Source organism: Pantoea sp. ANP04, from assembly GCF_041982285.1.
In the GTDB taxonomy this organism is placed as follows: Bacteria; Pseudomonadota; Gammaproteobacteria; order Enterobacterales; family Enterobacteriaceae; genus Pantoea; species Pantoea eucalypti.
Genome location: NZ_JAUTYS010000006.1, coordinates 182,941 through 207,272 on the forward strand (window position 1 = coordinate 182,941; position 24,332 = coordinate 207,272).

At 58.5% G+C, this 24,332-nt stretch carries 22 protein-coding genes and 1 riboswitch; of the genes, 8 read left to right on the forward strand and 14 right to left on the reverse strand.

Annotated elements, in window-relative coordinates:
* Positions 1–10 precede the first annotated feature (10 nt).
* From kdpC to Q7C21_RS10815, 7 genes are all read right to left on the reverse strand, one after another.
* The gene (gene kdpC, locus Q7C21_RS10785) at positions 11–577 is read right to left on the reverse strand and encodes a potassium-transporting ATPase subunit KdpC (RefSeq protein ID WP_039661149.1); all 567 of its coding nucleotides are present in this window, start codon (positions 575–577) and stop codon (positions 11–13) included.
* 10 nt (positions 578–587) lie between these two features.
* Positions 588–2,636: a potassium-transporting ATPase subunit KdpB gene (gene kdpB, locus Q7C21_RS10790; protein WP_105099943.1), complete on the reverse strand. Its 2,049-nt coding sequence runs from the start codon at positions 2,634–2,636 to the stop codon at positions 588–590.
* The gene (kdpA, locus tag Q7C21_RS10795) at positions 2,633–4,321 is read right to left on the reverse strand and encodes a potassium-transporting ATPase subunit KdpA (protein WP_003852084.1); all 1,689 of its coding nucleotides are present in this window, start codon (positions 4,319–4,321) and stop codon (positions 2,633–2,635) included. The genes kdpB and kdpA overlap by 4 nt, the downstream gene beginning before the upstream one ends.
* On the reverse strand, positions 4,321–4,410 hold the full coding sequence (gene kdpF / locus Q7C21_RS10800; RefSeq protein ID WP_010253443.1) for a K(+)-transporting ATPase subunit F: 90 nt from the start codon (positions 4,408–4,410) through the stop codon (positions 4,321–4,323). Before kdpF ends, kdpA begins: the two co-directional genes overlap by 1 nt.
* A gap of 108 nt (positions 4,411–4,518) precedes the next feature.
* On the reverse strand, positions 4,519–5,685 hold the full coding sequence (locus Q7C21_RS10805) for an HD-GYP domain-containing protein (protein WP_140034144.1): 1,167 nt from the start codon (positions 5,683–5,685) through the stop codon (positions 4,519–4,521).
* A gap of 157 nt (positions 5,686–5,842) precedes the next feature.
* Positions 5,843–6,799 (reverse strand): 2-hydroxyacid dehydrogenase, encoded by a 957-nt coding sequence (locus tag Q7C21_RS10810; RefSeq protein WP_140034143.1) that lies wholly within the window; start codon positions 6,797–6,799, stop codon positions 5,843–5,845.
* Complete coding sequence (locus Q7C21_RS10815) at positions 6,780–8,171, reverse strand: MFS transporter (protein ID WP_375150718.1); 1,392 nt, start codon at positions 8,169–8,171, stop codon at positions 6,780–6,782. Before Q7C21_RS10815 ends, Q7C21_RS10810 begins: the two co-directional genes overlap by 20 nt.
* Before the next feature lie 419 nt (positions 8,172–8,590).
* Here Q7C21_RS10815 and Q7C21_RS10820 point away from each other — a divergent pair, with 419 nt between their 5' ends.
* Positions 8,591–9,508 (forward strand): sugar ABC transporter substrate-binding protein, encoded by a 918-nt coding sequence (locus Q7C21_RS10820; RefSeq protein ID WP_140916329.1) that lies wholly within the window; start codon positions 8,591–8,593, stop codon positions 9,506–9,508.
* A 35-nt stretch (positions 9,509–9,543) separates the two neighbouring features.
* On the opposite strand, the gene Q7C21_RS10825 is transcribed toward Q7C21_RS10820, so the two are convergent.
* Positions 9,544–10,044, reverse strand: coding sequence for a GNAT family N-acetyltransferase (locus Q7C21_RS10825; protein ID WP_078805101.1), 501 nt, complete (start codon positions 10,042–10,044; stop codon positions 9,544–9,546).
* A gap of 72 nt (positions 10,045–10,116) precedes the next feature.
* Between Q7C21_RS10825 and Q7C21_RS10830 the strand changes: the two genes are divergently transcribed.
* A complete protein-coding gene (locus Q7C21_RS10830) occupies positions 10,117–11,949 on the forward strand; it encodes an ABC transporter ATP-binding protein (RefSeq protein ID WP_008926335.1) in 1,833 nt (610 codons plus the stop codon).
* On the opposite strand, the gene Q7C21_RS10835 is transcribed toward Q7C21_RS10830, so the two are convergent.
* Positions 11,946–13,070 (reverse strand): GNAT family N-acetyltransferase, encoded by a 1,125-nt coding sequence (locus Q7C21_RS10835; protein WP_078805100.1) that lies wholly within the window; start codon positions 13,068–13,070, stop codon positions 11,946–11,948. The two genes, Q7C21_RS10830 and Q7C21_RS10835, sit on opposite strands and share 4 nt — an antisense overlap.
* Positions 13,071–13,211: 141 nt before the next feature.
* On the opposite strand from Q7C21_RS10835, the gene Q7C21_RS10840 reads away from it, so the two are divergent.
* The 3 genes from Q7C21_RS10840 to Q7C21_RS10850 all read left to right on the forward strand — a co-directional run bounded on the left by Q7C21_RS10840 (position 13,212) and on the right by Q7C21_RS10850 (position 15,786).
* Entirely contained in the window at positions 13,212–14,117 is a 906-nt protein-coding gene (locus tag Q7C21_RS10840) for a LysR family transcriptional regulator (RefSeq protein ID WP_110410929.1), read from the forward strand.
* 98 nt (positions 14,118–14,215) lie between these two features.
* The gene (locus Q7C21_RS10845) at positions 14,216–15,157 is read left to right on the forward strand and encodes a glutathione S-transferase family protein (protein WP_182630269.1); all 942 of its coding nucleotides are present in this window, start codon (positions 14,216–14,218) and stop codon (positions 15,155–15,157) included.
* 23 nt (positions 15,158–15,180) lie between these two features.
* A complete protein-coding gene (locus tag Q7C21_RS10850; RefSeq protein ID WP_039661131.1) occupies positions 15,181–15,786 on the forward strand; it encodes an alpha/beta hydrolase in 606 nt (201 codons plus the stop codon).
* Here Q7C21_RS10850 and Q7C21_RS10855 read toward each other — a convergent pair.
* Positions 15,783–16,598, reverse strand: coding sequence for a sugar phosphate isomerase/epimerase (locus tag Q7C21_RS10855; RefSeq protein ID WP_039661130.1), 816 nt, complete (start codon positions 16,596–16,598; stop codon positions 15,783–15,785). The genes Q7C21_RS10850 and Q7C21_RS10855 overlap by 4 nt on opposite strands.
* A gap of 127 nt (positions 16,599–16,725) precedes the next feature.
* Entirely contained in the window at positions 16,726–17,103 is a 378-nt protein-coding gene (crcB, locus tag Q7C21_RS10860) for a fluoride efflux transporter CrcB (protein ID WP_003852055.1), read from the reverse strand.
* A gap of 89 nt (positions 17,104–17,192) precedes the next feature.
* A riboswitch (Fluoride riboswitch) is annotated at positions 17,193–17,268 on the reverse strand.
* A 117-nt stretch (positions 17,269–17,385) separates the two neighbouring features.
* Here crcB and Q7C21_RS10865 point away from each other — a divergent pair.
* Entirely contained in the window at positions 17,386–18,306 is a 921-nt protein-coding gene (locus tag Q7C21_RS10865) for a nucleoside hydrolase (RefSeq protein WP_182630270.1), read from the forward strand.
* A 9-nt stretch (positions 18,307–18,315) separates the two neighbouring features.
* Here the strand turns inward: Q7C21_RS10865 and Q7C21_RS10870 are convergent, their stop codons facing one another.
* Positions 18,316–19,344, reverse strand: coding sequence for a zinc-binding alcohol dehydrogenase family protein (locus Q7C21_RS10870; RefSeq protein WP_375150719.1), 1,029 nt, complete (start codon positions 19,342–19,344; stop codon positions 18,316–18,318).
* Positions 19,345–19,481: 137 nt separating this feature from the next.
* On the opposite strand from Q7C21_RS10870, the gene Q7C21_RS10875 reads away from it, so the two are divergent.
* Together Q7C21_RS10875 and Q7C21_RS10880 are read left to right on the forward strand one after the other, a co-directional pair.
* A complete protein-coding gene (locus Q7C21_RS10875) occupies positions 19,482–20,384 on the forward strand; it encodes a GntR family transcriptional regulator (RefSeq protein ID WP_140034141.1) in 903 nt (300 codons plus the stop codon).
* 170 nt (positions 20,385–20,554) lie between these two features.
* On the forward strand, positions 20,555–21,907 hold the full coding sequence (locus Q7C21_RS10880; RefSeq protein ID WP_003852047.1) for an MFS transporter: 1,353 nt from the start codon (positions 20,555–20,557) through the stop codon (positions 21,905–21,907).
* Positions 21,908–21,926: 19 nt separating this feature from the next.
* On the opposite strand, the gene Q7C21_RS10885 is transcribed toward Q7C21_RS10880, so the two are convergent.
* Both Q7C21_RS10885 and Q7C21_RS10890 read right to left on the reverse strand, forming a co-directional pair.
* Entirely contained in the window at positions 21,927–23,318 is a 1,392-nt protein-coding gene (locus Q7C21_RS10885; RefSeq protein WP_003852046.1) for a hypothetical protein, read from the reverse strand.
* Positions 23,311–24,222, reverse strand: a complete 912-nt coding sequence (locus Q7C21_RS10890) for an alpha/beta fold hydrolase (protein ID WP_110410926.1) — start codon at positions 24,220–24,222, stop codon at positions 23,311–23,313. The genes Q7C21_RS10885 and Q7C21_RS10890 overlap by 8 nt, the downstream gene beginning before the upstream one ends.
* Between the last annotated feature and the right edge of the window lie 110 nt (positions 24,223–24,332).

Consider the following 24,332-nt stretch of genomic DNA (forward strand, 5'->3'; position numbering starts at 1 on the left):
CTTAACACCATTACAGTTCGTTGAGCGCCATATTCAGCTGCAACACGTTGATTGTCGGTGTGCCGAGGAATGGCATCAGTGGACGATGCGTCATCTTTTCAATCAGCGCCTCGACCTGCGCCACCGGCACCTTGCGGCTGGCGGCGACACGCGGCGCCTGCCAGCGCGCGGCCTCCGGCGAAATATCCGGGTCCAGCCCGCTGGCTGAGGCAGTGACCAGCTCGACCGGCACGGCAGCCGATGCCTGCGGGTTCGCGGCCCGCAGCGCAGCGACGCGATCGGCTACCGCTTTATCCAGCGCCGGATTGCTGGCGGCCAGGTTGCTGCCGCCTGAGGAGAGCGGGTTATAGGGTTTATCGCCTGTGGCTGAAGGGCGGCCCCAGAAATAGTTGGGCTGGGTAAAATTCTGGCCAATCAGTGCTGACCCGCGCGCCACGCCATCTTCCTCCAGTAGCGAGCCGCTGGACTGGGACGGAAACAGCCATTGCGCCAGACCAGTAGTAAGCAAAGGATAAACCACGCCGGTGACAAGCGTAAGCAGCAACAACAGTAAAATTGCCGGACGTAACTGACTCATTTTTCTCTCCTCAGGCCATGCCTGAAAACACTAACAGCAGATCGATCGCTTTGATGCCGACAAACGGCACCAGCAGGCCACCCAGACCATAAATCAGCAGGTTGCGGCGCAGCAGCGCAGCGGCGCTCAGTGGGCGGTAGCTGACGCCTTTCAGGGCCAGCGGGATCAGGAAGACAATCACCAGGGCGTTAAAGATCACCGCCGACAGGATTGCGCTGGCGGGCGAGTGCAGCTGCATCACGTTAAGCATGTTGAGCTGCGGATAGGTCGCCGCAAACGCCGCCGGGATAATGGCGAAATATTTCGCCACGTCGTTGGCAATACTGAAGGTGGTCAGCGAACCGCGCGTCATCAGCATCTGTTTACCGATGTGCACCACTTCCAGTAGCTTGGTCGGGTTAGAGTCGAGGTCGACCATGTTGCCCGCCTCTTTCGCCGCCTGGGTCCCGGAGTTCATCGCCACCGCCACATCCGCCTGCGCCAGTGCTGGCGCATCGTTGGTGCCGTCACCGGTCATCGCCACTAAACGGCCTTCGGCCTGATACTGACGGATCAGCGCCAGTTTGGCTTCTGGTGTGGCCTCTGACAGGAAGTCATCTACGCCCGCTTCTGCGGCAATCGCCGCGGCGGTCAGTGGGTTATCACCGGTGATCATCACCGTTTTAATACCCATTTTGCGCAGTTCGGCAAAGCGCTCTTTGATGCCGCCTTTCACGATATCTTTCAGCGCCACCACACCCAGCACATTTGCGCCTTCTGACACCACCAGCGGCGTGCCGCCACTGCGAGCCACCTCTTCCACCTGCGCATTCACTTCCGCAGGGAAACGACCATGGTTCGCTTCGATATGACGGCGAACGGCATCGACCGCGCCTTTGCGGATCAGCCGATCCTGCACATTCACGCCACTCATGCGGGTCTGGGCTGAGAACGGAATAAAGCTGGCGTCCATGCTGCTGAGATCGCGTTCACGCAGGTTAAATCGCTGTTTCGCCAGTACCACGATGCTGCGGCCTTCCGGCGTCTCATCGGCCAGCGAGGCGAGCTGCGCGGCGTCCGCCAGCTGCTCTTCGCTGACGCCTGGCGCGGGCAGGAACTGGGTCGCCTGACGGTTACCCAGCGTGATGGTGCCGGTTTTGTCCAGCATCAGCACATCCACATCCCCTGCGGCTTCCACCGCACGACCGCTGGTCGCGATGACGTTTGCACCCAGCATCCGGCTCATCCCCGCCACGCCAATCGCCGACAGCAGGCCGCCGATAGTGGTCGGGATCAGACAGACCAGCAGTGCCACCAGTACCGTGACGCTGACCGGTGTGCCGCCCCATGCCGAGAACGGCCAGAGCGTCACGGTCGCCAGCAGGAACACGATGGTCAGTGATACCAGCAGGATGGTCAGGGCGATCTCATTTGGCGTTTTGCGGCGTTTTGCGCCTTCCACCATGGCGATCATCCGGTCAAGGAAGGTTTCGCCCGGGTTGGCGCTACAGGTGATCACCAGCCAGTCAGAGAGAATACGGGTACCGCCCGTCACGGAAGCAAAGTCACCCCCTGACTCACGGATTACGGGTGCAGATTCACCGGTAATGGCGCTCTCATCCACTGAGGCACCGCCCTCCATCACTTCACCGTCACAGGGAATGATATCGCCCGCTTCTACCAGCACCGCATCGCCTTTGCGCAGCGCATCGGCACTGACCTGCTGCCACTCGGCACCATAGCGCGCCGCTGAGAGTTTTTTGGCAAAGCTGGTCTTTTTGACGCCTTTCAGGCTGCTTGCCTGGGCCTTGCTGCGCCCTTCTGCCAGCGCCTCTGCCAGGTTGGCGAACAGCACGGTGAACCAGAGCCAGACCGCAATCGCCCCGGTAAAGCTGGCGCTGCCGTTGATGCGCCCGGTCAGCATGCCCACCGCCAGCAGCGAGGTGAGGATGCTGCCGAGGTAGACCACAAACATCACCGGGTTACGGAACTGTACCCGGGGATCGAGCTTTTTCACCGCATCCCAGGCCGAGGTACGCAGCAGGGCTGCGTCAAATAACGCCTGTTGTTGACGACTCATGAGGATTGTCCCTGAACAAGTTGCAGATGCTCAGCCACCGGGCCCAGCGCCAGAGCAGGAATAAAGGTCAGTGCACCCACCAGCAGCACGGTGCCGATCAGCAGTGCAATAAACAGCGGACCGTGAGTTGGCAGTGTGCCGTTACCTACCGGCTGCACTTTTTTAACCGCCATCGCACCGGCAATCGCCATCACCGGGATGATGATGCCGAAACGGCCCAGCAGCATGCAGACAGCCAGTAACAGGTTCCAGAACGGCGTGTTGGCACTCAGTCCGGCAAAGGCACTGCCGTTGTTATTGGAAGCCGAAGAGACCGCATAGAGCACTTCACTGAAGCCGTGGATGCCCGGGTTTGCCATCGCGCTGCGCCCGGCGTCGGTCATCATCGCCAGTGCAGTGCCAATCAGCACCAGCGCCGGGGTAACCAGAATCGCCAGTGCGGTCATTTTCATTTCCCACACATCGACTTTTTTACCCAGGAACTCCGGGGTACGGCCAATCATCAGTCCGGCAATAAAGACCGCCAGCAGTACAAACAGCAGCATGCCGTAGAGGCCGGCACCAACACCGCCAAATACCACCTCGCCCAGCTGCATCAGCCACATCGGCACCATGCCGCCCAGCGCGGTAAAGGAGTCATGCATGGCATTCACCGCACCGCAGGAGGCAGAAGTGGTAATGACCGCGAACAGGCTGCTGTTAAGGATGCCAAAGCGTGTCTCTTTACCTTCCATGTTGATGGCGCTGTCGGCCCCCAGCTGGAGGAAATGCGGGTTGCCCTGCAGTTCGGCCCACATCACGACGGCGACCGCCGCCACAAACATCAGCGTCATCGCCCACAGCAGCATGTGGCCCTGACGACGGTCACGCACACTTTCGCCAAACGCGAAGCAGAGCGCTGCCGGGATCAGGAAGATGCTCAGCATCTGCACCAGATTCGTCAGCACCGTCGGGTTCTCAAACGGATGGGCGGAGTTGGCGTTAAAGAAGCCGCCACCATTGGTACCCAGCATTTTGATCGCTTCCTGCGACGCCACCGGTCCCATCGACAGCGTCTGCTGCACGCCTTCCAGCGTGGAGAAGCTGTGATAAGGCGAGAAGTTCTGGATGCTGCCCTGACTGACAAAAAACAGCGCCATCAGCAGGCTGATCGGCAGTAAGACGTAGAGCGTGATGCGGGTCAGATCGCGCCAGGCGTTACCCAGGGTCGCAGAGCTGCGATTGGCGAAGCCACGGATCAGCGCAAAGGCCACGGCGATACCGGTCGCGGCAGAGAGGAAGTTCTGCACCGTCAGGCCCACCATCTGACTGAAATAGCTCAGGGTGCTTTCGCCACTGTAAGCCTGCCAGTTGGTGTTGGTCACGAAGCTCACGGCAGTGTTCAGCGCCAGATGCCAGCTCAGGCCAGGCAGCTGCTGAGGATTCAGCGGCAGCGAGCCCTGCAGCAGCAATATAGACAGCAGCACCACGAAACCCAGCGCGTTGAACAGCAGAATCGCCAGCAGGTAGTGCGGCCAGCGCATGTCCGACGCCTGCGCGCCCAGCAGGCGCCACAGTGGCGTTTCCAGGCGGGCAAACACCGGCTTGTCCGCCACTAACGAGGCCAGACCCCGTCCGAGCGGCTGCGCCAGTACCATCAGCAGCACCAGATAAAATGCGATGAGTAAAAAAGCATTGGCCGCCATCAGAAGGCCTCCGCATTTAACAGGGCATAGATCAGATAGCCCAGTAACAACACCACCAGCACAATGCCGGTTATTACGCCCACGCTCACAGGAACCTCCAGAGGATTGGATTTATGGCTTAGCTTGCGCGGAGGCGTATAAAGACGGGGTTAAAATGCAGCGGGCGGGCGTAAAAATAGTGTAAAAATGGCGAAAAATCAGGCGACTTCCAGCGCCCAGATACGATTGAGATCGACGTTGTCCCACAGCTTACTGTCCTCTGCACCCACAATACTGTCGGTGCAGAAGCTGTCGCCGAGGTCGAGCTCTTCCGGCTTCATTTCACGCTGGGCGTGCAGCGACCAGAAGACATGCACGCAGGGCCGCATCAGCGATTTTTCGCCTGCTTTCACCACCAGCGCCACCCGGCCGGAAGCCAGACGCACCAGCGATCCCACCGGATAGATGCCAATGGTGCGTACGAAGGTGTGCAGCAAGCCAGGATCGAAATGGCCGCGCCAGCTCAGCATCTGGTGCATCGCCTCTGCGGGTGTCCAGCCGTTGCGATAGGAGCGGGTCGAGGTCACCGCATCATAAACATCACACACCGCCGCCATGCGGGCGTAGAACGAAATCGCCTCGCCTTTCAGGCGGTGCGGATAGCCGCTGCCATCATATTTTTCATGATGATGAAGAGCGATATCGAGCAGATCGTCGTCAGCGTTGGCCTCTATCAGCATCTGCGTGCCGACCACCGGATGCTCACGCATCACCCTGAACTCTTCTTCAGTCAGCTTGCCCGCTTTGTTCAGGATCTCCAGTGGCACAGCCGCTTTGCCGACATCATGCAGTAAACCGCCCATGCCCACCCGGCGCAGCTGCTGCTCATCCAGTCCGAGTTTTTTACCCAGCGCAATCATCAGCCCGCAGACCGCCATAGAGTGCAGATAGGTGTAGTCATCATGATTTTTCAGCCGCGCCACGCTCAGCATGGCGGAAGGTTCACGCGTGATCGATCCGGCGATTTCATCCACCAGGTCCATCATATAATCGAGCTTCAGGCCGTTACCCAGCCGCGCTTCGTTGAACATCGCCCGCACTTTCGGTTTGCCCTGCTGGAAGATCAACTGCGCCTGATCCATTTCCTGAAAAAACGGAGTGCGGCCAATGGTTCTTTTTGCGACCGTGGTGGCGATCGGCGTCTGAACCGATCGATCGAGGTCGATCCAGAGCTGGCGGATCCCTTCGCTGCGTAGCGTGGCAATTTGTCGTGGATCGGTGATCAGCATCTGATTATGAATGCGCTGCTCTTTTATCCACCAGACCTCAAGCTTGTGGATAAACATCCCTGGCCGCAGTTCATCGATGGTAATCAGCTTTATCACGCTATCACTCCTTAAGATCAGCGGGTGGTAAGGTGATATCGGCAGCTGGACAAATTTTCTTCAGGCTGTTTTGTGCGAAGTCTGGGGGTCTGATGAGTGGTCAGAGGAGAGGCATCCTGCCTCACGTCCGTTTCGCAGGGTTACGTCATTGGTGTGGTTACACCACGCGTGTCAGCACGGGCTCACCACGGGAAAATGCCAGCATGTTCTCAAAGACCAGGTCAGCCATCGCCGCCATGGTTTCGCGGGTGCTGCTGGCGATATGTGCCGTAATGACCACATTGTCACGCTGGCGCAGTGCGTCAGGCACCTGCGGTTCCTGTTCAAACACATCCAGCCCCGCTCCGGCGATCCGTCCGGTTTCCAGCGCCTCCACCAGCGCCTGCTGATCCACCACGCTGCCGCGTGCAATATTGATCAGATAGCCCTGTGGTCCCAGCGCCTGCAGCACTTCCGCGTTGATAATATGGCGGGTCGCAGCCCCCCCTGGCAGCGTCAGCACCAGAAAATCGGCCTGCTGCGCCAGGGCCACCAGGCTCTCATGCCGGGTATAGGGCACATCGGGCCGTGAACGCGGATTGTAGTAATGAATCTGCATATCAAATGCCTGCGCACGCCTTGCCACCGCCTGGCCGATATTGCCCAGCCCGACAATGCCACACACCTTACCGCCAATTTTGCTGCTCAGCGGAAAGCGGCCCTGCGCCCAGTGCCCGGCGCGCGTGAAACGATCGGCCTCACTGATGCGGCGCGCCACATCCAGCAGCAGCGCCATCCCCAGATCGGCGACGCAATCATTCAGCACCTCTGGCGTGTTGGTCACCACAATGCCGCGAGACCGGGCAGCTTCCGTATCAATGCTGTCATATCCGACACCGTTACTGCAGATCGCTTTCAGGTTGGGCAGCGCAGCGATTAGCGCAGCCGGTGCGCCCATCACCGCATTGCCGCTGGTCACCAGTATGTCGATCTCTGTTCCCTGCTCAGCCAGAAAGGCCGCCTCATCCTCCGCCTCCCACAGCCGGAAGGCGGTGAACGACTGTTCGATATTCTCGATCAGCTGCGGTGGCAGAAATTTCCCTTTGATCAGCACTTTACATTGCTTTAATGCCATCTTCTTTCTCCTGATTGTTAAATGATGCCGGGCGTCCGGTCTCTTCGCCGACGCGTTCAATCGGCCCCATCACCAGCAGGAACAGCAGCGCCGCGACCACGCAGTGTGCCGCCACAAACGCCAGTCCAATGCTGTAGCTACCGGTCAGCCCAACGATGATGCCGAACAGCAGCGGCGTGGTGAAACCGGCAATATTGCCGATGCCGTTAAAAATGGACCCCGCCAGACCCACCGCCTCTTTGGGTGCGGTATCACTGATCACCGTCCAGGTGCCTGCGCCAGCCGCGATGCCTTTGCCAAAAAAGGCGAAGGACATAATGGCGATGATGCCGCCGTTACCAGGAATGATCGCTGCCAGCACCAGGCTGGACGCCATCAGCATGCCGACGATATAGGGCGTTTTACGCGCCCAGGAGACGCTCCAGCCTCGGGCGATTAACTTGTCTGACAGGTAACCGCCACTGATGCCGCCCAGAAAACCGAACAGCGCTGGCGCAATAGTGGCGAATCCCGCTTCCATGATGTTCATGCCGCGCGCCTGCACCAGATAGATTGGAAACCAGGTAATAAAGAAGTAGCTGAGCGCAATGATGCAGTACTGACCGAGATAGGCGCACCAGAGCATGCGATTGGTGAGCAGCTTTCTGAACATCGCTTTGCTGACCGGTGGTCGTGCTTTCAGCGTCTGCGCCGCATCGATATCCACCAGCGCGCCACCGTCGACAATGTGGCGCAATTCACTTTCCGATACGCCGGGGTGGTTACGTGGCTCGCGCATCCAGGCCGCCCAGACCAGGACCGCCACCAGACCGATGCCGCCCAGCACAAAGAATGGCCATTCCCAGCCAAAGCGCGAGACCAGCCAGCCTGAAAGCGGCGAGAAGATAGCGACAGCAAAATATTGCGCCGAGCTGAACAGCGATGATGCCCGTCCCCGTTCTGCGCCCGGAAACCACATAATGACCACGCGCGCATTAGCGGGAAAGCTGGGTGCCTCTATGAGTCCCAGCATAAAGCGCAGTCCAAACATCAGCATCAGCGCGCCGGTCATGCCGCTGGAGAACTCGCCCACAAATCCCATCGCCAGCGTTGAAACTGACCAGAGCGCCAGTGTAACGCCATACACTTTTTTGGCCCCGAAGCGGTCAAGCAACAGTCCGCCAGGAATCTGACCGAAGACATAGGCCCAGCTGAAAGCAGAGAGGATCAATCCCAGCTGGATCGCTGACAGACCGAACTCCTCTTTGATTGCCGACCCGGAGATCGAGAGGATCGAACGGTCGGCGTAAGCCACAACCGACAGAAACAGGATCAGGCAGAGGATCCCGATGCGGACATGGGTCGTCCGTTGAGGCGTTTGTTCTTTAGGCATGAGCTGAATTCCTTAAAAAGCGGCAGGTTGCACCACGAGGTTTTTTTCAGGAATAACGCTGAGAATTCCCGCTTCTGGAAATATAGATAGGAGGCTAACGATGGGTCACTGTGCAGATGTCAGGATCGTCTGGCCCGATTAAACGGTTTTCTGACAATCCTCACAACTGCCCGTGCGGCACTGCACAAAAGCGCGAAAAGCTGCGGCTCACTACTGCAGAGTGTGCACCAGGTCGGGGATTTCCCTCGCGCTGACCGCTATGAGGAGGCGATTTCACGACAAAATGTGGCGGCGCTAGCAAGAGTGAAAAGGACCGGTTGTCAAACCTGATAGCAGTTTCTAATCTGCAAATGATCCTGCTTTTCCATTTTTATAATAAATGAAAATTCCATTCCATCCGGTAACCTCGGGAGCCTCTAATGAAAAAACATGCATGGGCATTACTCTGTCTGCTCTCTCTTTCAACACCGGCGCTGGCTGAGAAGATAGGTGTCTCGATGGCCTATTTCGACCAGAACTTCCTGACTATCATCCGCCAGTCGATTGAGAAAGAGGCTAAAGTGCGCCAGCTGGAGGCGCAGTTCGAAGATGCACGTGGCGACGTAGGGCGTCAGACCGATCAGGTGCAGAGCTTTATCAGCGCCGGGGTGGATGCGATTATTGTCGACCCGGTGGACTCTGCCAGTACGCCAGCCCTGACAAAACTGGCGCAGCAGGCCCATATTCCACTGGTCTATGTTAACCGCTCACCGGGCGATAAAACCCTGCCGCCAGGCGTGGTGTTTGTTGGCTCTGACGAGCGCGAGTCAGGCACGTTGCAGATGGAAGCGCTGGCAAAGCAGGCCGGTTACCGTGGCAACGTCGCCATCATGATCGGCAACCTCAGCGATGCGGGCGCGCTTCAGCGCACCAAAGATGTGGAGCAGGTGGTGGCGAAGTATCCCAATATGAAAGTGGTGCTGAAGCAGACCGCTAACTATGCGCGCAATGAGGGGATGGATTTAATGCTCAACTGGCTGTCGAACGGTGAGGATATCGATATTGTCGCCGCGAACAACGACGAAATGGCAATTGGCGCCACGATGGCCATTGCTCAGGCGAAGCCGAAGAAAACCATTCTGGTGGGCGGGATTGATGCCACGCCGGATGGCCTGAAAGCGCTGGCCAGCGGTAAACTGGCCGTAACCGTGTTCCAGGATGCCGTGGGTCAGGGCAAAAAATCGGTTGAAGTGGCGCAGCAGATGATCAAAGGCCAGAAGGTAGATTCTCACCAGTGGATCCCGTTTGAGCTGGTAACGAAGCAGAATATGCAGCACTACAGCAATAAAAATCCGTAATGCAACACGGAGCGGCCGTGATGCCGCTCCGGTTATCACTTCTCGTGCAGCAGCTTCGCCATCATCACCACGTCGCGCAGCTGACCGTCGCGGAGTGCCGCCTGCCGCATCACCCCTTCACGCTCAAAGCCCAGCCGCTCATAGAGCCGCAGCGCCCGTTCGTTGTCGTGAAACACCTCCAGCTCCATACGGGTAATGCCCAGCCAGTTGCGGGAGTAGTCCATTGCGGTGCGAATCAGCCGCTCACCGACCCCGCGACCGCCGAAATCGGGATGCACGCCCAGTCCAAAACTGATGCAGTGGCGGGTGCGCGGCTTGTTATCGACAAACAGCGTCAGCTCACCCACCAGCTCACCATCAATTTCTGCCACAAAGGCGATAAACCCCTCGGCGTCCATTCGGGCAATTTTTTTCTCCCAGGTCGCAACGCTGGGAAACGGCAGTTGCAGTGTCCAGGGATAGACATCGGGATGACTGTAGAGGCGCTGATAGGCGGCGGCATCCTGCGGTTCCCGTGCCCGAATAATGATTTCCATATTTTCTCCTTTTAGCCGAACGGGGTTCATGCACTAAGCTGTAGCTCTTTACCGGACGGAAAGAGTATCGCTATGTTGTATCGTCGTTTTGAGCGTTTTATCAATATATTTCATGATGCACCCACCGATTCACCGCCCTCAACGGTCTGGTCGTTTTACCTCTACTACCTGCGCCAGGTCTGGCCCAGTTTCGCAGCACTGCTGGTGGTGGGGCTGGCGTCAGCGCTGATCGAAGTGTCGCTGTTCAGCTATCTGAGCCGCATTATCGATATGGTGAACCACTCCACACCCGCCAGCCTGTTTCAGGATAACTGGCCGATACTCCTGTGGATGGGAGCAGTGGCGCTGATTCTGCGGCCGATTTTTATCGCCCTGCACGACATGCTGGTTCACCAGAGCATCAGCCCGGGCATGACCAACCTGATCCGCTGGCAGAATCACAACTATGTGCTGCGCCAGAGCCTTAACTTCTTCCAGAACGATTTTGCAGGTCGTATCGCCCAGCGCATCATGCTGACCGGCAGTTCACTGCGTGATTCCGCGGTGCAGCTGGTGGACGCTATCTGGCACGTGCTGATCTACGCCGTGACGTCGCTGGTGTTGTTTGCGGATGCCGACTGGCGGCTGATGATCCCACTGATTATATGGATGGTCGCTTACAGCGCCTCGCTGCGTTTCTTTGTGCCCCGCGTCAAAGCCCGTTCGGTGGTCTCTTCAGAATCGCGTTCGAAGCTGATGGGCACCATTGTTGATGGCTATACCAATATTGCCACCATCAAGCTGTTCGCCCACAGCGATCTGGAGCGTAAGTATGCGCGTGAGGCGATGCAGGAGCAGACGGAAAAAACTCAGCACGCTGGTCGCATGGTCACCAGCATGGATCTGACGCTGTCAGCACTGAACGGCCTGCTGATTGTCTCTACATCCGCGCTGGCGCTGTGGTTGTGGAGCCAGTCGCTGATTAGCGTCGGCGCTATTGCGCTGTCGACCGGTCTGGTCATCCGCCTGGTCAATATGTCTGGCTGGATCATGTGGGTGGTCAACGGCATTTTCGAAAATATCGGTACGGTTCAGGATGGCCTGAAAACCATTGCGCAGCCGCTGAGCGTGCAGGATGCGCCGCAGGCTAAACAGCTTAAGGTGACGCGCGGCAACATCCGATTCGAGGATGTGCGCTTTGACTATGGCGGTGGCCGTCAGGTGATTAACGGCTTTAATCTCGACATTAAGCCGGGCGAGAAGATTGGTCTGATTGGTCCTTCGGGGGCCGGTAAATCGACGTTAGTGAACCTGCTGCTGCGTCTTTATGACCTGAACGGTGGGCGGATTGTGATCGACGATCAGGATATCGCCGCGGTGACGCAGGAGAGCCTCCGTAGCCAGATTGGCATGATTACGCAGGACACCTCGCTGCTGCACCGTTCGATTCGGGAAAACCTGCTCTATGGTCGCCCTGACGCCAGCGAGGAGGAATTACAGCTTGCGATTCACCGCGCCCGCGCCGATGAGTTTATTCCGCTACTCTCCGATTCACTGGGCCGCACCGGGCTGGATGCACACGTGGGGGAGCGTGGCGTGAAACTGTCGGGTGGTCAGCGTCAGCGTGTGGCGATTGCCCGCGTGCTACTGAAAGATGCGCCGGTGCTGATCATGGATGAGGCCACCTCGGCGCTGGACTCCGAAGTGGAAGCGGCGATTCAGGAGAGCCTGGAGTCACTGATGCAGGGCAAAACCGTTATTGCGATTGCACACCGCCTGTCGACCATCGCGAAGATGGATCGACTGGTGGTGCTGGATAAAGGCGGTATTGCTGAGATGGGCAGCCATCACGAGCTGCTGGCGCAGAACGGTCTGTATGCCCGTCTGTGGCAGCATCAGACCGGTGGCTTTGTCGGCATCGATTAATCGCCGCGTCGATAGGGTAAGGCGTCGCGTGCTTCTTCCGCCCAGCCGCGCACGCCTTCCCGCTCCTGCACCAGAAAATCGGCCACGGCATCGCGCAGGCCGGGATGCAGCAGATAGTGCCAGGAGTGGGTAATCTGCGGCTCAAAGCCGCGCACCAGCTTGTGCTCGCCCTGCGCACCCGCATCAAATCGCGTCAGCCCTTCATCCAGGGCTAAATCCATTCCCTGATAGAAACAGGTTTCGAAGTGCAGCCGGTCGAACTCCGCCAGGCAGCCCCAGTAGCGGCCATAGAGCGAGTGGCTGTCCCGCAGATAAAAAGCCATTGCCGCCGGTTGCTGCTGTAAGCGGGCGATCACCACCACAATATTCTGCGGCATTCGTTCCGCCAGCAGACTGAAGAAGTCGCGCGTCAGATAGGGCCGCTGACCGCGCACCGCATAAGTGTTAGCGTAACAGGTGTAGACAAAATCCCACTGATCTTCGCGCAGCTCATCACCGCGATAGCGGTCAAACACAAAACCGCTCTGCGCCACCTGTTCACGCTCTTTACGCAGCTGTTTGCGCTTGCGCGACATCAGCGTGTCCAGGAAATCCTGAAAATCACGGTAGCCACGGTTATGCCAGTGATACTGACAACCGAGCCGCAAGAGCCAGTCGGGCTGATCGGCCAGCAGCGCGTTAGCCTGTGCATCGGTAAAGTTGATGTGCGCGCCGCTTAGGCCCTGCTGCAACAGGCTTTCAGGCAGGGCTGAAACCAGCTGAGACGCGGCAGAGGCTTCTCCCAGCAGGCGTGCACCGGTGACCGGGCTGAAGGGTATCGCGCCCAGCCATTTCGGGTAGTAGCGGATGCCGGCGCGCTGGCTGGCATCCGCCCAGGCGTGATCAAAGACATATTCGCCCTGTGAATGGCGTTTGCGGTAGCCCGGCAGCGCGGCGCGGGTCACGCCCTCTTCCCGCCACAGCAGATGGTCAGGCTGCCAGCCCGCCTCAAACCGTACGCTGCCACTCTCTTCCAGCGTCAGCAGAAAGGCGTGGCGCAAAAATGGCTGGTCATCAGGCAACAGCGCATCCCACTCGGCGGCCGGAATCTCCGCCAGTGACGTCAGGTGAATCAGCGACATGAAATACTCCAGTGAACGTCGGGCAGAGAATCAGTCAAGCAGGTTTTCCGCGCCAGCGAAAGGGTCAAGGCACGCAAAGTGAAGGCTGCATCGCCTGGCCACAGCCCCTATACTGCGACTTTACCTCCTCAGGACTTCGCCATGGATCGACTCGATTGTGACCGGATGTTTGTCACGGTGCTGGAAACCGGCAGCTTTTCTGCCGCAGCGTTGCGTCTCGGCACCAGCAGCAGTCAGGCATCAAAACTGGTTTCAAAGCTGGAGCAGCAGCTCGGCGTGCAGCTGTTTAAGCGCAGCACGCGCGCGCTGTCGCCCACCGATGTCGGACGCAGCTATTATGAGCGGGTGAAAAACCTGCTTGATGCCTTTGAGGCGCTGGATGCCAGCGTGCGTGAAAGTGCGACGACGCCCACCGGCAGGCTGAAAATCAGCGCACCCGGCTCCTTTGGCACGGCGGTATTGTCTCAGGTGCTGGTGGCGTTTGCCCGCCGCTATCCGTTGATTGAGCTGGATGTCAGCTTTTCAGACCGGGCCGTGAACATCGTCGATGAAGGTTTTGATATGGCGATCCGCATCGGCACGCTCAGCGACAGCAGCCTGGTGGCGCGCAAGCTGAGCGAAGTACATGTGCGTATCGCCGCATCACCGGTCTATCTGGAGCAGTTCGGCACGCCGCAGCACTGGCGTGACATGGCACAGCATCAGTGCATTATCGACACCAATTTTCGCGATCCCTGGCACTGGCCGTTTACCAGCGGGGACGGCAGCAGTGAAATTGTGACTGTGCCGGTGCGTGGACGTTTGCGCTTCGCCAATACTGAAGCCTCTCTGCAGGCCGCCATCGCCGGTCTGGGCATTGCGCGTTTGCCCGGTTTTATTGCGGCCCCGGCGCTGCAACGTGGGGAGATTGTCCGGCTGCTGGAAAATTTTGAGACGCCACCGCTAGGCTTGTTTGCGGTTTATCCGCCGGCCCGTCATCTGCCACATCGGGCACGCCTGCTCATCGACTTCCTGGTGACGCACTTCACGCACGCTCCACCGGCGTGATTTCTTCCATATTGGAAGAAATCATTGTCTTACAGACCCGATTATCAGTCGTTTAGTCATCAGTTAAGCTACTTCTCTCACCACAGAGGAGTTGCGCGATGTTAGTAGAAGGCAAATGGAGTAGTGACTGGCATCCGGTGCAGGCTACCGATAAACAGGGCGGATTTGTTCGCCAGACATCCGGTTTCCGGCACTTTATCAGTAGCGATGGCTCGACTGAATTCGCCGCCGAACCGGATCGTTACCACCTCTATGTGGCGCTGATCTGCCCGTGGGCGTCACGTGCGCTGATGGCCCGCAAACTCAAAGGGCTGGAGTCAATGATTAGTGTCACGGTGGTTGAGCCGCAGCTCGGGGCTCAGGGCTGGCGCTTCGGCACGTTTCCCGGCGCACAGCAGGACCCGCTGAATAACGCGCAATATCTGCATGAAATCTATACCCGTGTCGCGCCCGATTACACCGGCCGCGCCACCGTGCCGGTGCTGTGGGACAAGAAGACCGGCACCATCGTCAATAATGAGTCCGCTGACATTGTGCGCATGTTTAACAGCGGCTTTGGCGATCTGGCCGATAACCGCATCGATCTCTATCCTGCAGCGCTGCGCCAGGAGATTGACGCGCTGAATGAGAGTCTCTATCAGCGTCTGAATAACGGTGTTTATCGTGCTGGCTTCGCCACTACCGCCCTCAGCTATCAGCAGGCATTTAATGACGTCTTTAGCCAGCTCGATGAACTGGAAGCCCTGCTCAGCGATGGTCGCACCTTCCTGCTGGGAGAACGGCTGACTGAATCCGATATTCGCCTGTTCGTGACGCTGATTCGCTTTGACGCCGCCTACCATGGCCTGTTCAAATGCAACCTGCGCCGGATACACGACTATACGCTGCTGAATCGCTATCTTAAGAGCATGTTATCGGTCTCCGGCGTACGTGAGACGGTCAGTATCGATCACATCAAACAGGGTTATTACTCGATCAAGGCGCTGAATCCGAACGGGATTGTTCCGGCTGGCCCGGATATGAGTGAATACAATTTGTAAGGGCATAAGCTAAAGGAGCAATGATGGCAAAAGCACTGGTAATTTTTCTGCATGGCGTGGGCAGTAACGGCGACGATCTGGCACCAATTGGCCGTCACTGGGCGACGCTGTTGCCGGATGTGATTTTTGCCTCTCCCAATGCGCCTGAACGTTTTCCCGGTGGTTTTGGCTGGCAGTGGTTCAGCCTGGCGGACATCACACCTGAGAACAGGCCTGCCCGTGTTCGGGCAGCGCGGGCGGCATTTGATGCAACCCTTAGCGAGATTATTGCGCAGCACGGCTTCGCGGAACGCTGGCAGGATGTGGTGCTGGTCGGCTTCTCGCAGGGATCGATCATGGCACTGGATGCCCTGGCGTCAGGCCGTTATCCGCTGGCAGGCGTGGTCGCCTTTTCCGGGCGTCTGGCGGTTGACGGTGAATTAACCCCGCAGGCTCATGTGCCCGCGCTGCTGATTCACGGTCAGGCCGATGAGGTGATCCCGTGGCAGGAGAGCGAATCTGCCGCAGCACGACTCCAGGCCGCAGCGGTGCCGGTCGACGCGCGCTTTGAACCCGCCACCGGCCACACTATTTCCGCTCAGGGTGCTATGCACGCCGCCGGATTTATCGGCCAGTGTTTACAGGATTAACCCCAGTAGCGGTTTAACGCCTGCCAGGCATGACGTGCTGCGACGTCGGGCGGCAGGCGTTTCAGCGTATCATTAAAGACTTCGATGCCCACCGGCCCCTGATAGCCCGCACTTTTCAGCTTATCGACGAAGCGTTCAACATCAATAATGCCATCGCCGGGCAACTGACGATGGTGTTTTGCCATCGCCATCAGGCTCTGCTTATCCTGCGCGGGAACCGCGGCCATATCACACAGCTGCACTTCATAAATACGGTCGGCAGGAATGCCGTCCAGCTGCGAGGCGTCACCGCCCAGTGCGCAGATATGGAAAAGATCCACCACCAGCCCGATATTGGGCTGATCGAGCCGCTGCAATCGCTGCCACGCCAGCGGCAGCGTATTGTCCACGCTGCACCAGGCCATCGGCTCATACATAATGCGCATGTTGTAGCGTGCAGCTTCAGAGGCCATCCAGCGCAGGTCATCATCAATCTGGTCGGCGCAGCAATCTTCACGGGTGCTGGCCGGTGCCTGAATCGTGTCGCAGCCCAGCGTCCGGGCAATCTGTATAAACTGGCGCAGCTCTTCGCGCTTCTGGCACCGTAGCGCACCCGGTGCGCCGGTAAAATCGCGCAGCACCTGCAGATTAGTAAAGCCAGGTCCCTTCAGTGCGCTGATCTCAGCCAGTGCTGCCGCACCGCCCTCGTATGCGTCAACATCCTCGCGCCAGATCTCGACCTGATCAAAACCGGCGTCGCGCGCCGCCTGCAGTTTCTGGTCGGGTTCACCGTTTAACAACACCAGGTTAAGGAAGGTAGGATTGGTTCGCATGGCTCGGCTCCTTAATCGTCCGGAATAATCGGTGACGTTCAGCGTTACGCCCGCAATAGCCATGCGGGCGTAAAACCTGAAACAGTATCTACCTCTTAAGCGTTAAGACAAGCGCCGATTAGCCAGATCAGCCCAGCAGCGTGACCAGCGCAAAACCCGCAAACGCCATCAGCAGTGAGCCAATCACATGCACCAGCGCGCTGGCCATCGCCCACATATATTTTCCGGTCTGAAGCAGCCCCATTAATTCCGCAGTAAACGAGGAGAATGTTGTCAGGCCGCCACAGAGTCCGGTGACGATCAGCAGTTTCCAGATCGGGTCCACGTCGGGATGGCGCACAAACCAGGCCATTGCGCCGCCGATCACCAGCCCGCCGATCAGATTCACCAGCAGCGTGCCCGGCGGCAGATTAGGAAAGAGCGCATTAAAACGCATCGAGAACAGCCAGCGCAGTACACAGCCGGCAGAGCCGCCGATCATCACAGCCAGTAACGGTTTAAACATGTGTTGCTCCTGATAACAGAGTAATGCCGGGCTGAGGGGGGAAAGGCAGAGATAAACTGCGCCTGACACCTCAGCTCCCGCGAAAGGATTGAGTGTCAGGCGTCATCAGCCGGTGTTAAGCCCACCGGCGGTTGGGAAAGGTGGCACGCCATCACCTTGAGCCGGTGATAATACGACGCCCGTTTCAGGCTGGCAAGCCTGTGCGCATGGCAGATGAATCGCTTGACGCCCTGCCCGCTGGCGGGGTAATGCTGAGAGTTTACAGCCTGTTGCGGAGAGCCTATGCGTACCCTGATTTTTGATACTGATATCGGCGTGGATGATGCCTTTGCGCTGGCTTATGCGGCGCGGACGCAGCATCTGCTGGGAATTACCACGGTGTCTGGCAACGTAGCGGTGGGTCAGGCGGTGAAAAATGCCCGGCTGTTCTGCGACAAAATGGCGATTAATGCGGAGGTCTATCGCGGCTGTTCACGGCCGCTGGCACTGGCGCCCTCAGCGCCCGCCCGGCTGCACGGTGAAGATGGACTGGGCGATGCGTTTGATAACACCTGCAGCGATGAGGCGCCAGGCGCGGTGCAGTTTATTATCGACAGCGTGCGGGCGCAGCCGCATCAGATCACCCTGGTGGCGATTGGTCCGCTGACCAACATCGCCACGGCCATTAATCAGGCGCCGGATATTATTCCGCTGGTGAAAGAGCTGGTGATCATGGGCGGCGCGTTTGGCACCGATGGCCACAGCGGCAACGTGACGCCCTTCAGCGAATTTAATATCTGGAAAGACCCGCATGCCGCCGATCAGGTGCTCGCCTCGGCGCTGAACGTGGTGGTCATCCCGCTGGATGTCACGCACAAGGTGTTAATCAGCAGTGATGAGGTTCAGCGTCTGAACCAGCCGGTGCTGAGCGCTATCTGTCGTCCTTATCTGGCTTACAGCCTGGCAAAGGAGGGTTTTGCCGGTATGGCGCTGCACGATACCCTGGCAGTGGCGTGGCTGACGCTGCCGCAGGCCTTTACCCTCACTGAAAGTCCGCTGCGGGTCATCACCGAGGGCATCGCCGGCGGTCAGACTGTGCGTAAGCTCGGCGCACTGGCGTCGCGCAATGATCCCTTTGCCGGTCTGCCCGCCCAGCGTATCGCGCTCGGCGTGGATGCCGACGCGGTGCGGGCGCACTTCTTTGAAACCCTCACCGCGCCCTGAAACGCCGCGTTAGCGGTCGAAGTGAATCACACCTTTGATCAGTTCGCGATTATTGATGACTTGCGACTCAAAGGTTTCATCCAGCGTAGAGAAAGCCAGGTGATGATTCAGCATCATTTCAGCACGCAGCTGGCGGCTGGCCATCAGTGCACTTACCCGATCAAAATCTTCGCGGGTGGCATTGCGGCTGCCCATCAGCGTGGTCTCTTTTTTGTGGAATTCACTGTCAGGGATAACCAGATCGCCTTTGTGCAGGCCGACATAGACGATTGTGCCGCCATGTCGCATCAGGTTAACCGCATTGTTCATCGCCGCCGGGCTGCCGGTGGCGTCGATCACTTTCAGCGCCAGACGACCACCAAACTGATCCCGTAGCGCGCTGTAAAACGCCTCATCCGCCGGATTCAGTGCCGCCAGACCCAGCTGATCAGCGACATGCTGGCGACGGAATTCGCTGGTGTCCGCCACCACGACCTGCGCGCCACTGGCGGCGGCAATGGCGGCGACACCCAGCCCAATCGGTCCGGCACCCACCACCAGAACCTGCTCATCCGCTACAATGCCTGCACGACGCACCGCATGGGCGCTGATGGCAAAGGGCTCAATCAGCGCGGCCGCTTCCGGGGCCACCTCATCCACCGCCAGCAACGTGCTGACCGGCACGCTTAAGTAGTCGCAGAAACCGCCATCCTGATGCACGCCTATCACCGAGATCTGTTCACAGCAGTTGGTCTTGCCACTCTGGCAGGCGTCGCAGCGCAGACAGGAGATGTAGGGCATTAACGCCACCCGCTGGCCTGGCTGAAAGCCCTCGGCGCCACTACCCAGCGCCACCACTTCCGCACAGATTTCATGGCCCAGCACCCGTGGATAGCTGAAGAACGGCTGATTGCCGGACCAGGCGTGGATATCCGTGCCGCAGATTCCGGCGGTGAGAATTTTAATCAGCGCCTCGCCAGCGGCAGGCGTGGGGGTGTCGCGGGTGGCCCAGACCATCTTACGTGGTTCAGCGATGACCAGTGCTTTCATTGTTGTCATGGTGATTCTCCGGTTGTCCTGCAGGCAGTTACGGCGAATCCTGCCTGATGCGCAGCGTTCGTTTACGGGAAGTGTGAAGCACGGCGATTTTTTTGGGCTTTGAATGGTTTTTAATGCATTAAAAACCGGAGAGTCAGATGAGCCGCAGCCAGAATTTGCGCCAGAACGTCATCAACCAGATGCTGGAGAGTATCGCTCAGCGACATATTCGTTCGCCCCTGCCACCGCAGGCGGCGCTGGCGGAGATGTTCAATATCAGCCGGACCACGGTGCGACATACCCTGCACTATCTGCATCAGTGCGGCGTGCTGGATAAAGTGGATCAAACCTACGTTATCGTGCGTGATCCCCGCGAAGAGGACAGTTTTAGCGCCTTAACGCCGCCGATTGAGCAGCAGGCCAGTCACTTTGAGCAGATGTTTTTTAATATGATCAATCAGCGGCAGCTGGTGCCCGGCGACACCTTCAGCGAGCTGCAACTGGCGCAGCAGGTGAAAGTCAGTCCGGTCGTGGTGCGCGAATTTCTGCTGCGCTTTATGCGCTATGACCTGCTGGAGCCGGTGAAACGCGGTCAGTGGCGCATGAAAAAATTCACTCAGGATTATGCCGAGAAGCTGTTTGAACTGCGCGAGATGCTGGAAACCCACGCCCTGAGCCGCTTCCTGAATCTGCCCGCCAGCGATGAGCGCTGGATGCAGGCGCGGGATCTGCTGGATCGTCACCGATCCATGCGCGACACCATCGCCAGCAACTATCGCCACTTTGCTGCGCTGGACCGTCAGATGCATTCGCTGATTTTATCCGCCGCCAATAATCCATTTTTTAATCAGTCGCTGGAGATCATCTCAGTCATCTTTCACTCGCATTATCAGTGGGATGAAAGCGATCTTAAGCAGCGTAACATTGTCGCGCTGGAGGAGCATATGGCGATACTGACCGCGCTGATTGGCCGTCAGGATATTGATGCGCTCTGTGCATTACATAACCATCTGGCGACCGCTAAAACCTCAATGGTGCGCTCAATCGGTCAGTACAATTAAAAACCGATTAAAAACCACAAAGCATTAGCTCCCGCACGATTCAGAAACATCTTTGCAACATCCTTAACCCTTTGCTCTTAGTCTCGACTGCAACGTCACGGCGGCCTTTTGCCGCTGCGCGCAGACCCCTTCTCACCATAACGATAAGTACCCAGTTTCGGGAGAGTGCAATGGAAAAGACCTCAGTAACCGGTCGCGACAGCGTGACCGGCGACACGCCACCAGGCCAGGATTTCGTGCCAATGCGCAGCGATGTGGTGCGTTCACCGCGTATCCGCAAAGTGCAGATTACGGCGATGCTGCTGTTGCTGTTCGCCGCCATCATCAACTATCTGGATCGCAGCTCGCTGTCGGTCGCGAACATGACCATCCGCGATGAGATGGGGCTAAGCGCCACCGAAATCGGCTTCCTGCTTTCTGCTTTTTCGCTGGCGTATGGCCTGGCGCAGTTGCCATGTGGCGCGCTGCTGGATCGTAAAGGGCCGCGCATTATGCTCGGCATCGGCATGTTTATCTGGTCGCTGTTCCAGGCCGCCTCGGGTCTGGTGCATAACTTTACCCAGTTCATCCTGGTGCGCATTGGCCTGGGCATTGGCGAAGCGCCGATGAACCCGTGCGGCGTGAAAGTGATCAACGACTGGTTCAACATTAAAGATCGCGGCATGCCGATGGGGATGTTCAATGCCGCCTCGATGATTGGGCTGTCGGTGGCCCCGCCGATTCTGGCGGCGATGATGCTGGTGATGGGCTGGCGTGGCATGTTTGTTACCATCGGTATCCTCGGCATGTTCCTCGCTATCGGCTGGTATATGATTTACCGCGACCGCGACAACAACACCCTGAGCGCCGAAGAGATCCACTATCTGCAGGCGGGCAGCGTGGCGTCGCGGAAAGAGCCGATCAGCTTCAAAGAGTGGCGTGGCCTGTTTAAGCAGCGCACCATGTGGGGCATGATGATTGGCTTCAGCGGCATCAACTACACCGCGTGGCTCTATATCGCCTGGCTGCCGGGCTACCTGCAGTCCACCTATCATCTCGATCTGAAAAGTACTGGCCTGCTGGCGGCGATTCCGTTCCTGTTTGGTGCAGCGGGCATGCTGCTGAATGGCTATGTGGTTGACTCGCTGGTGCGTCGTGGCTTTAACGCCGTAAAAACCCGCAAAGTCTGCATCGTCAGTGGGATGCTGCTGTCAGCCGGATTCACCGCCGTGGTGACCCGCGCGACCGATACCACCAGCGCCGTGACGCTGATTGGCATGGCGCTGTTCTGTATCCATTTCGCCGGCACCTCATGCTGGGGATTGATCCACGCCAACGTCACCGCCCGCATGACCGCTTCGGTCGGCAGCATCCAGAACTTTGCCAGCTTTATCTTCGCCTCGTTCGCGCCAGTGATCACCGGCTGGGTGCTCGACACCACCAAATCGTTCAGCCTGGCGCTGATGATCTGTGCCTGCGTCACGCTGGTTGGCGCACTCGCCTACCTGCTGCTGGTGCGCCAGCCCATCACCGACGGCGAATAATCGCAGGACGGCGCGGCGGCTACGTCAGCGCCGTCAGCGTGACGCCATGTTTTGCACCGTAACGTTTAATACCTGCCATCACCTTCTCTGAATTAAGCGGAGGCGGCGGTGGCAACAGCGGTGCCCGTTCACGCAGCGCCGAGTCGAAGCGGGCAAACGTCGCGAAGTCACGCGGGTAGCGGGCTTCATCCACACCAATTAAAACTCCCTCGTCACGCGCATGGGACAGCAGCGCCCGCCAGCGATCAATCTCCGCTAGCCCGATACTGTCGGTACCATGAGAAAAGAGCATCATATCGATGTTACGGAATGGCGGCTGTTTTTCCAGGAAACGTTGCAGCGCTAATGCCGAGGATTCGCTGCTAAAGCTCAGCCAGAACGGAATCGACTGCTGCTGCTGCGTACACCACGGATCCATCAGCAGGAAACTGTCCACCGTCAGCCGGGTCGGTAAGATTCCCGCCGCCAGATACCAGTCGCGGTAGATCTCCGCCACCACATAACTCATTGCTTCCGGATTCTCGTAGCGAATCTCCATCAGCTTCCAGCTCTGCGCTTCGGCAAGCTTTTTCAGCGGTGCGATCAGATAACCATCCAGCCCCCACTCCGCTTCCGGCACCCGGTCGGTAATGGCTGGCGGCGTCCAGCGCTCACGATCCACGCCGTAACGTGCCAGATATTCCGCTACGCGCGGACCGCCCTGCATAAACTCTTTTTCGCTGGCTCCGCCCGGCGCACCAAACTGAAAGAAAGAGCGATCGCTGGTGCGCGTTACCGGCCATTGCTGGGTGCAGTGATTGATAAACAGTGTGGAACCGGCGGGCAGACTGCCCATCAGGAATTCGTTAAAAGCCAGCGGCAGTTCGCGCAGTTTCAGCCGGAAATAGCGCATCTGGTCGAGCATCAGGCGATCCTGATTCGGGTCGTGCATGTGGTGAACCGCCAGCCGTGGCCAGGCAGCCAGCAGCGCGGCGGCCACCTCTTTACCTTGCTCGAAATTCGCTTCTGCATCATCCGGATCGTTACTGGCGGCGCGCACCGGACAGAGAAACGTCTGCGGCAGCCAGGGCACGTTCATTGCCGACGCCAGATGCACCAGCGCGCCGTTCGACGAACCGATAAAGGCCGCCGGATAATCCTGCTGTGGGTACTCACTCACCATCCATTCAGCAATGCCTTCTATATCCAGCTCACCCGCCTGGCGCAGGCTGATGCCTTCTGCCATGCCGCCCAGCGCATAACCCCACTCACGTAGCCCGGTCGGCAGACGATTCAGCGAGGGCAGTAACCGGTCAAGCGTCGGTGACTGGCTCGGACTGGCGAAGGGACGATCGTGAAGCGCATTTGCAAGCGCCAGAAGCATGGCGGCAGCAGAGTCAAAACGGGCGATGCCCTTGGGCGGTTTACTCATGCTGATTCTCCTGCTGAATGCGCGCCACGAACGGGCGGATGGCGTTGCAGAAACTCCACGGATAGACGTAGTGCAGCGTGTGGGTACCATCGCGCAGCGTCAGACGTTCGCTGCGCGGCATCAGCGCGGCGAGCTCATCCAGCCAGCGTGCCGGGCAGACTGGATCACGCGAGCCACGCAGCAGCAGCGTTGGCGCGTTGATGTAAGTGAGGCGATGCTCAATATGGTCGCGCATCATGACGCGTAATGTGCCGAACGCGCGCCATAGCCCGGCCTTGGCGTAGTCGATGCACGCCAGCGAACCCGGCGAGCGATGCGCCTCCAGACCACGATTGCGCCAGTTGCGCCAGAACTGGCGTGTCAGACTGCGCGCATGGCGATCCACCGTCGGCCCTTGCAAGACCAGCCCCGCTACCGCCTGCGGATATTTCACCGCCAGCGCAGCCAGAATCTGGCAGCCAAACGCATTGCCCACCCAGATGGCACGCTGAAACCCGTTGTGCTGCAGCCAGAGCCAGAGCGCATCAGCCTGCTGATCCACCGTCATGATGGGTGCGGAAGGTGGCAGCGTGCTGGCCCCAAAACCAGGCAGATCCGGCACCAGTACGTGATAGTCGCGGCCCAGTGCCAGTGCGAGCGGCTCCATCGCCCGGCCCGACATCACCAGCCCGTGAATCAGCACCACCGGCAGTCCCTGATCCTCATTAGGTGTGACACGCGTAAACATGCGCCAGTCGCCCACCTGCTGGAAATAACCCGCCAGCCCGGCGTGGTGACTGCGCGGCAACACCGGCGGCGTCTGCTTCAGTTGCTGCCAGCGTTTCATACCCCAAAGCGTAGCCGCTACACCTAATCCCACGCCTGCCACAATCGCTGCCTGTTTTCGTCGATGCTTCTGGATCATCCGCTGCTCCTGATTTGGGGAGGATAATTCAGTGTAGGACGGGATTGGGTTGAAGGCGGGTTAATGGTGGGTTGAAGGTTTGGCGTAAGAGGTAATTTCTTAGAGAATGG